This window comes from Halanaerobium sp. (assembly GCF_003070835.1).
This window is the reverse complement of the sequence record NZ_QBLR01000154.1, coordinates 1-8,075: the sequence shown is the minus strand read 5'-3', so window position 1 is coordinate 8,075 and position 8,075 is coordinate 1. Positions and strand designations below refer to the sequence as shown.

8 protein-coding genes and 2 pseudogenes are annotated in these 8,075 nt (G+C 34.1%); 4 read left to right on the top strand and 6 right to left on the bottom strand.

Annotation, left to right across the window (positions count from 1 at the left end; translation table 11 throughout):
- Positions 1–421: transposase (locus CI949_RS13635; RefSeq protein WP_290767324.1), on the top strand; the 421-nt coding region annotated here is incomplete at its 5' end.
- A gap of 127 nt (positions 422–548) precedes the next feature.
- Here CI949_RS13635 and galE read toward each other — a convergent pair.
- Positions 549–1,535 carry a UDP-glucose 4-epimerase GalE gene (gene galE / locus CI949_RS13630; protein ID WP_110300875.1) on the bottom strand — a complete coding sequence of 329 codons (987 nt, stop codon included), beginning with the start codon at positions 1,533–1,535 and terminating at the stop codon, positions 549–551.
- A gap of 29 nt (positions 1,536–1,564) precedes the next feature.
- The gene (locus CI949_RS13625; protein WP_110300876.1) at positions 1,565–2,713 is read right to left on the bottom strand and encodes an ROK family transcriptional regulator; all 1,149 of its coding nucleotides are present in this window, start codon (positions 2,711–2,713) and stop codon (positions 1,565–1,567) included.
- Between the two features lie 186 nt (positions 2,714–2,899).
- Here CI949_RS13625 and CI949_RS13620 point away from each other — a divergent pair, with 186 nt between their 5' ends.
- Positions 2,900–3,619 (top strand): putative metalloprotease CJM1_0395 family protein, encoded by a 720-nt coding sequence (locus CI949_RS13620; RefSeq protein WP_110300877.1) that lies wholly within the window; start codon positions 2,900–2,902, stop codon positions 3,617–3,619.
- A 58-nt stretch (positions 3,620–3,677) separates the two neighbouring features.
- Here CI949_RS13620 and CI949_RS13615 read toward each other — a convergent pair whose 3' ends face one another.
- Positions 3,678–3,968: a hypothetical protein gene (locus CI949_RS13615; protein WP_258363619.1), complete on the bottom strand. Its 291-nt coding sequence runs from the start codon at positions 3,966–3,968 to the stop codon at positions 3,678–3,680.
- Positions 3,943–4,891 (bottom strand): annotated as a pseudogene (locus CI949_RS13610) (hypothetical protein). The gene CI949_RS13615 and the pseudogene CI949_RS13610 overlap by 26 nt, the downstream one beginning before the upstream one ends.
- Before the next feature lie 138 nt (positions 4,892–5,029).
- Here CI949_RS13610 and CI949_RS13600 point away from each other — a divergent pair.
- Positions 5,030–5,434, top strand: a complete 405-nt coding sequence (locus CI949_RS13600) for an AraC family ligand binding domain-containing protein (protein ID WP_181413332.1) — start codon at positions 5,030–5,032, stop codon at positions 5,432–5,434.
- A gap of 103 nt (positions 5,435–5,537) precedes the next feature.
- Positions 5,538–6,413: a DegV family protein gene (locus CI949_RS13595; RefSeq protein ID WP_110300879.1), complete on the top strand. Its 876-nt coding sequence runs from the start codon at positions 5,538–5,540 to the stop codon at positions 6,411–6,413.
- 103 nt (positions 6,414–6,516) lie between these two features.
- Here the strand turns inward: CI949_RS13595 and CI949_RS13590 are convergent, their stop codons facing one another.
- Positions 6,517–7,095 carry a class I SAM-dependent methyltransferase gene (locus CI949_RS13590; RefSeq protein WP_110300880.1) on the bottom strand — a complete coding sequence of 193 codons (579 nt, stop codon included), beginning with the start codon at positions 7,093–7,095 and terminating at the stop codon, positions 6,517–6,519.
- A 258-nt stretch (positions 7,096–7,353) separates the two neighbouring features.
- Positions 7,354–8,075 (bottom strand): annotated as a pseudogene (locus tag CI949_RS13585) (glycosyl hydrolase); the annotation flags it as partial.

The window sequence follows — 8,075 nt, the reverse complement described above, 5'->3', positions numbered from 1 at the left end:
AATAACTACTGACATGAAGTTAACTGAAGAAGAAGTTATCAGAATCTACGGCAAACGCTGGGAGATAGAAGTATTCTTTAAGGTTTGCAAGTCATATCTAAAACTGAGTAAAGAATGCAGATCATTATCGTATGATGCTATGACAGCTCATACAGCAATTGTCTTTACAAGATACATGTTACTGTCAGTAGAAAACAGAAAATATGCAGATGACAGAACACTTGGGCAAATGTTTTATCTTCTGGTTGATGAAATGGCAGATATCACCTGGATTCAGGCTATTCATATGCTGATGGAAGTTTTTATTACAACAATTAAAGATAAATTATCATTAACTTCAAAACAGCTGGATCAGCTTTTAGAAGCATTTATCATGGCACTTCCAGAAAACTTAGTAGAACATCTGCCAATATCTGCCTAAAACAGTAAAATGATATTACTTTAATTCTGCTAAATATTGAAATTTCAAGGTGCAAAAGGGTTATTTATGTGCGAAGTTTGAGTTAAATATTCCTTTTTTTAAAACCTGGGGATTAGAAGTCCCCTGCTTAATAAATTACCTCAAACCCACCTGATTTATGCCACTTCCAGGCTGTAGATATTATCTTTTCTAATTCCGGATATTGAGGCTGCCAGTTCAACTCTTTTTGAATTTTATCAGAACTTGCAATTAATACTGCAGGATCTCCTGCTCTTCTCTCGGAAACTTCAACCTCAAAATCACGACCTGTAACTTCTTTAACTGTATTAATAACTTCTTTAACAGAATAGCCTTCTCCATTACCAAGGTTATAAATTGAACTTTCTTTACCATCAGCCAGTGCTTCCACCGCCAGCACATGAGCTGCCGCCAGGTCATTAACATGAATATAATCTCTAATACAGCTGCCATCACGGGTTGGATAATCATCGCCAAAAATATAAATCTTATCTCTGATACCTAAAGCTGTCTGCAGTACAATCGGAATTAAATGTGTTTCTGGGTCATGTGCCTCTCCAATCTCTCCCTCTGGATCTGCACCTGCTGCATTAAAATAACGCAAGGAAACATATTTTAAGTCATAAATATCATCATAGCGTTTCAATGCTTTTTCAAAAAACAGCTTGCTTTCTCCATAGGTGCTTGTCGGCTCAGTTTGATTATCTTCTTTAATAGGAATCTGATCCGGTTCTCCATAAACAGCTGCTGTAGACGAAAACACAATGTTTTTAACCCCATTTTTGACCATCGCCTCTAAAAGATTAATACCATTGGCGAAATTGTTTCGATAATATTTACCCGGGTTTTCCATTGATTCTCCAACCAGGCTGTCTGCAGCCAGATGGATTACACCTTCAATCTGATTTTTTTCCATCACCTGATTTAAAAGTTCTTTATCTGCCAGATCACCTTTAACAAATTTACCTCCTGTTACAGCTTTTTTGTGCCCCTTTTGTAAGTTATCAAAGGTAACAACCTGATGTCCTTCTTTAAGCAGTGCTTTGAGCACATGACTGCCAATATATCCTGCTCCGCCTGTTACTAAAATGTTCATCATTCTGCCTCCTTTAAGTTTAAATAAATTTAAATTTTTAGTTCAAAAAAATTGTTTAAAACTTTTTCTGCCGCCCCAGCAGCGCCTGCAAATTCCTGATAATAAGCTGTTATTATCTTTAAATCTTTAACTGCTTCAGCCAGTGATTCTTCTTTAACAATTTGATAGAGGGGCTCAATTAACATTTCTTCGTATTCAGCAAATAATCCACCAATAATAACTGCTTCTGGATTTAAAATATTTACTAGATCAGAAATAGCACGACCAAAATATTTTAGAGCATCATTGATCACAATTAACGCTTCGTTTTCTCCTTTTTGATAATTCTCCATTATCTGATCAAAATTTATCTCACTTTTTAACTCTTTAAGTTTTTGATAGCGGGAAATAATACTTTCCTTAGAGGAAAGTGCCTCCAGACAACCTTTTTTACCACAGCGGCACATTGGCCCATCATCAGTAATTTTCATATGGCCAAATTCTCCAGCTGCATAATTATTTCCATAATGAAGTTCAGCTTTAAAAACTAAAGCAGCTCCAATACCAGAACCGGTGTTAATAAAGATGAAATCCTCTCTATCCTGCCAGATTTCTCCAGCAGCCATCATCCGGACATCATTATCAATAAAAATTGGATAATCATATTTTTCAGCCAGAATACTTTTGATATCAACTTCACCCCAGTCAAAATGAGGAGTAAAAATTGATTTACCAGCTTCCGGATCAACCAATCCATGAATACCAAGCCCGATACCGATTATTTTATTACTGACTTTAAGTTGATCTTTATATTTTTGGATCAAAGAAAAAGTATGATTTTTATATTCATCCAGTGTATATTCTCCAGTCTTAATTTGATCTTCTGCAATTATTTCTGCTTCAAAATCTAACAAAACAGCTTTTACTGCTTCAATCCCCCATTCAATACCAATTACATAAGCACCCTCAGAGTTTAATTTAAGCAGCATTGGTCTTCTGCCCCCTCTGGATTTACCCATCTTAGACTCCCTGACCAGTTTCAGCTTGATCAGTTCTCTGACTATATTGGTAACCGTAGCTCGAGAAACATCGAGTTTATCTGCTATCTGGGCCCGGGAAATCCCCTCTTCATTTTTAATTAAAGTAAGTATATTTTTTTGATTCTGTTTTTTCATATTTTTAAAACTACCCTTTTCCATCTGCTCACTTCCGTTTCTTTGTTAATTTATTAAATTAACTAAGATAATTATAGCATTATTTTTTTATTTAGTAAAGCAATTGCTAAATATTTTTACCAAAAATTAATTTTGTGATTTTTCAATATTATTTGCTTGAAAATTATAAATATAGTATAATAAGAAAAAGATAATAAAGAGGTGAGCAAAATGTTAGCACTGTCATCATTAAACAGCCAGCCGGTTCCAGGATGGGCAATTAAATCAAATATTAATAACAGCAATTCTCAGACAAAAGATATTGACCTGGGATTAAATACTTCTGAAGATAAAAGTAATCAAAATAATAGTTTTAATAATGCTGTAGATAACTCCTCCAGCTCTGCTGAAGGACAAAACAAAAATTATGAAAACAAAAATGAAACTCCGGCTGAAAATGAGTTTAATAAAGCCGAACAGCGCGAAATAGAGAAATTAAAACGCAGAGATCGAGAAGTTAGAGCACATGAGATGGCTCATCAAGCTGCAGGTGGACAGTACGCTGGCTCAGCCTCATATAGTTATACTACTGGCCCGGATAACAGACGTTATGCAGTTGGAGGTTCAGTTGATATTGAAACCTCACCGGCAAAAGCACCAGAGGAAACCGTCAAAAAAGCAGATCAGATAAAACGAGCTGCAACAGCTCCTGCACAACCATCTGGGGCTGACTTACAGATTGCTGCAAAGGCTGCCAGAATGAAAATGGAAGCTCAGGCAGAATTAAACCAGAAAGAAATCAGTGGTGAAGGTGAAGAAACTGAAAGCTCTCAGGAAACAAATAAAAATAAAGATTCTATTTTTGAAAATAAATATTTAATCAATAAAAGAGAAAGTTCCTATCAAAACTCTGCTCAAGAAACAAATGTTAATCAGGGTTTTGCAGCTTAATAAAATTTAATAGAAATTAAAACACTGCTGAAATAAAAATAGCAGTGTTTTTTATTGGTTAAATTTTATACTCTGCTGTATCCTGCTGTGTTATTATTTTCAAATAATATGTAATTAGCATTGCCACAACTAAGATTATAACCAAAAAGATAAAACCGGCCTCAATAGCAATAAAATCATTAATAAAACCAACTAGCCAGTTTGAAAGCACAGTTAAACCAATCATTCCTGCGGTCTGGGCAAAACCAACCACTTTAATCCCACTACTGCCAAAACTATCTAAAATAGCAGCCTGAAGTGTAGGTACCTGCCTCAACTTATTTTTATTTGTATTCAGGCAGCCAATCACCATGTGCCTCTATTAAATCATCACATAAATTAATTGTATCGTCAATAGACAATTCAGAAGCAGTATGGGGATCCAGCAGTGCTGCCTGATAAATATATTCTTTCTTTTTTTCTAAAGCTGCTTTAATTGTCATTAAATGAACATTTATATTTGTTCTATTAAGTGCAGCCAGCTGTTCCGGTAATTCTCCCACCTGGCAGGGAGATATTCCACTCCGATCAACAAGACATGGAACCTCTACTACTGCTTTTTGCGGTAAATTTTCAATAAGACCGGTATTTAGAACATTACCTCCAATTTTATATGGCTTACCAGTTTCCATAGCTTCCATAATATAAGAGGCATATTCGTGAGTCCGCTCGTGTTTTAATTCTTCATTTTTAACCAGCTCATCCCTCATCTCCTCCCACTCTTCAATCTGGTTTTCACAGCGCCGCGGGTATTCATCAAGCGGAATATTAAACTTTTCTATTAACTCCGGATACTTAGATTTAATAAAATACGGATGATATTCTGCATTATGTTCACTTGATTCAGTTATATAATAGCCAAAGCGCTTCATCAACTCATAACGAACCACCAATACCCAGTGTATCACCAATTGTCTGCCGCAGTCCATATTTTTTGGGGATTTCAAAGTCAATTACTGTTGAAGGTTCATAACCGCCAACCTGAATTGCATTGATTACGTAATCTGCGTCTTTAAGAGCAGCTCTGCGGTCTGTATAGGCCTTTATTTCGGCATAATTTCCATGATTGCTGTTGATATTTTTAAGCATCATTTCTGAATCTTTTAAACGCTGTTTGTCAATATCATATAAGGCAAACTCAGATTCTCTTAAAGCTGGTGTTAAGATACAGTCTCCCAGTACATTTTTTGCAAATACAGTGCTTCCTGCTCCCATAAAAGTAATTTTAGCCATTATTATCTCTCCTTCTAAATTTAATTTGTAATTTTATTATATCCATAGTACTATGTTTATATAATTGGTTTTATGTCAAAATTACATGTCTTTATGTTAGTTTTTTAATTTTGATTATTTTGTTCAGGGAGGGTTATGATGGCCAGTGAACAGGATTTGAATATTGATCGACTTCATCTAACTGATATGGAAATTCATATCTGTGGTTCTCAGCAGTGCGGCAGAAGTCACAGTTACGGACCTGCAGTTAGAGATTATTTTTTAATCCACTATATTCATCGAGGTAAAGGCATTTTTAAAGTTGATAATAATAAATTTGAGTTAAATAGAGGTCAGGGATTTGTAATCTGGCCTCATCTTCTCTCTTATTATCAGGCTGACCAGGATAATCCCTGGCAGTATTCCTGGATCGGTTTTACCGGCTTAAAAGCTGAAGATTATCTAAAAGAAAGTGTCGGCTATGAAGATCCTTTTAGTTTCTCTAAAATTTTCAAAAAAACAATGGGAAAATCCCCCAGTCTTTATAAAAATGGACAAATATAATTTTAGATGCTAAAATTAATTAAAGGATTATTTTTATAGTTTAGTCCTAAATATTTTTATAATTACAGAAATTCACTTTTTAATTAAAGAAAGGAGCAGAAAAATGAGTATCGGTATTATAACTGACAGCACCTGTGATTTAAATCAGAAAGTGCTAGAAAAATATGAGATTGAAGTTATCCCTCTCTCAGTTCATTTTGGAAAAGCAGAATTTCAGGATGGAGTTGATATTAATCCAGAAAGCTTCTTTAATAAACTTGATCAGAATAAAGAATTACCACATACCTCAAGACCTGCACCAGCTCTTTTTATGAAAAAATATAAAGAAATGCTGCAAAAATATGATCAGCTGCTTTCTATTCATGTTTCTAATGCCTTAAGTGGTACTTTTGAATCAGCAAAATTGGCAGCCCGCGAGATAGCACCTGAAAAAATAACTGTTCTTGATTCTTCAACTATTTCTCTGGGTCTGGGAATGTTAGTTACTCTGGCTGCTAAATTACTTAAAAAAGATAAAAAAATGGATAATATAATAAAAACTATTAAAAAAGCAAAGAATAATTTGTATTTATATTTTACTGTTAAAGACCTAACTTTTATGGAAAAAGGTGGGCGCATCGGCAAAGCCAGTTCATTCTTAGGTTCTATTTTCAGTATTAACCCTGTAATTTCAATTAGTACTGAAACCGGAAAAGTAAAACCAATTGCCAGGGTTAGAGGTCAACATAGAGCTCAGGATAAAATTATTGAAGAAATTGAAGAAAAAATAGGTGATGCCAAAAATATCTGGCTGGGATTTGCACATGGAGACCGCGAATCTGATCTTACAGACACAAAAAATAAATTATTAGAAGAAATCAAAAAAGACAACAACTTGAATCTAAAAACTTTTAACAGCCGCATCAGTGCAACTCTGGGCTGTCACGTAGGACCTACTGTTTATGCTGTTATTGTTTTAAATGGAGATTTTTTAGTATAAATTAGAAAAGTGCAGCTCCTCCCCGCAAATAAGGGTGGCTGCACTTTTTTGTATTAAATTTAAAATCAACAATTCCTGATAATTGGATAATCTAGTGAATTACTTAAACTTTTATCCCACTAATTAAATAGGAATTGTAATCAATATTTTTAATTTCAATATTTTTAATATCCCTTTTCTCTAACATTGCCTTCAACTGCTCACTCCTGACTCGATGATGAAGTGGAGGCCCCTCTTCTCCTTTATCTGGATCCCATTCAATAAATACTACTCGAGAACCTTTTTTTAAAAACCTAAAATAGTTATCTAGGAAAATATCCTTTGCATCTACCTCATGAAAAAGATAGGCAAAAAGCATAAAATCAGCTGACTGCTGTAGATTGGCATCATTATCTTCACTTTTTACTATCTCAATTCTATCTGCTAAACCAGCCTGCTGAGCTCTATGTTTTAAATCTAAAAGCATATCAATTTCTACATCAACAGAATAGACTTTACCTGATTCCCCAACTATCTCAGCACCTGGTAGTGAGAAAAAACCATTACCTGCTCCAACATCTATAAAAATATCTCCCTCTTCTAAATATAATTCAGAAAGAAGTTCAGCGGGTTTTAAACTTTTTAATCGTTTTTCTGTAAATAATTTTTTCTTTCTGGCCGGTTGAAATCTCTTTCCTGTCATAAGACCACTCCTCTTCTATTAAATAATTGCTTTTAAATATTAAACTTTTTAAAAATCTATATATTTTCAATATTAATTTATCTCTATCTAAAGATATTATAACTGAAACTAATAAATTAAAAAGTAAAAGACCCTACAAATTAAAAGATTGTAAGGCCTGTTACTTTATCTATATTAATGTAATAAGGAACATTTTTATCGATATTGGTATTGGGTATTTGGAAAAATTATCCAGGTAACCGATAATAATAATCTTCTTTATCTTCTTGCTTCCCAGGTATTACACCAGACATTTTCATTGTATGCACCTTTAAACTCGGATTTACCCATAATTTTTTCTATTGTCTGTTTGATTACTTCTCCTGTATTTCCATGAGCATTGATAAAAGTTTTAACCATTGGTACATCAATATAATGATTTGTATAATTTAAAGAAACAAAAACAGTGGGAATTTCAGCAGCATACCAGGGAACTTCATCTGCCATTGGTGCTTTCCACTTAATCCTATAGTTATTCTGCTGTGCATAACCTCTAACATCAGCAAAAACAAAGGCAGCATCATATTTATCACGATATTCCATTATCTTACCTTTTTCGCGGCCATTTCCTTCATTTAAATCAACTTCAAAACCTGCTTTTTCTAACTCTGTAATAATTCTATCTCTAAAAGATGTGTCGCTGTTGTAAATACCACCAAGTTCCCCGTATAAATAATACAATTTGATTCGAGGATGTGTTCCTGGAGTAATTGGCAGTTGATCTAAACTATCTTTGACTAAGGTTATACCCTTATCAGCAGCTTCTGCCGCCATCTTATGGTGCTCAGGTTGACCTATAATATCCAATATATCTTCAGCTGGCATTAATTCATTTTTCTCTGCTTTTTTATGAAGATTAACTGCTGCTTTAAGCCCTAAAATTCTTTCTAAAGCCTCATTTAATCTTTGATCTGTAATTACACCATTTTTATAGCCGTCCA